General features: G+C 41.1%; 1 protein-coding gene. It reads right to left on the bottom strand.

Annotation, left to right across the window (positions count from 1 at the left end):
* On the bottom strand, positions 1 to 303 hold a 303-nt coding region (locus Y887_RS20555; RefSeq protein ID WP_046965633.1), incomplete at its 3' end, for a phage tail fiber protein.
* Positions 304 to 411: the final 108 nt, after the last annotated feature.

A 411-nucleotide genomic window follows, 5' to 3' on the forward strand; every position in this document is an offset into this window, starting at 1 on the left:
GAGCATCGATGTCACATCCTGAATTGGCAACCACTTGAATCCACCTTTACGGGCAGATAATAAAAGCTTAAGATTTATGTCATCTTCAGTGTTTGGAATGACCGCAATGGATACGCGAACGACGGCGGCTTTGTCGTATATGCAAATGCCGCCGTCGTAAGTAAGTTGATAACCTACTGATTCAACTTCCTCAATAATTAGCGAATCCTGGTCATCAGACAAAGAACTGATATTCAGCCCAACAGGAAAAGATTGAAGAGCGACAATTCTAATGCTTGTGCCAAATCCACTAATATTGACCATGTTTACTCCGCAGATGCAGATTTAACTGCAGCAAGAATTTCATCCTTATAAGAAAGACCCTTGATGTCGATGCCATTTTCTTTGGCATAAGACTTCAATTCTGAAACG

It is taken from the genome of Xanthomonas pisi DSM 18956 (assembly GCF_001010415.1).
GTDB classification, from domain to species: domain Bacteria; phylum Pseudomonadota; class Gammaproteobacteria; order Xanthomonadales; family Xanthomonadaceae; genus Xanthomonas; species Xanthomonas pisi.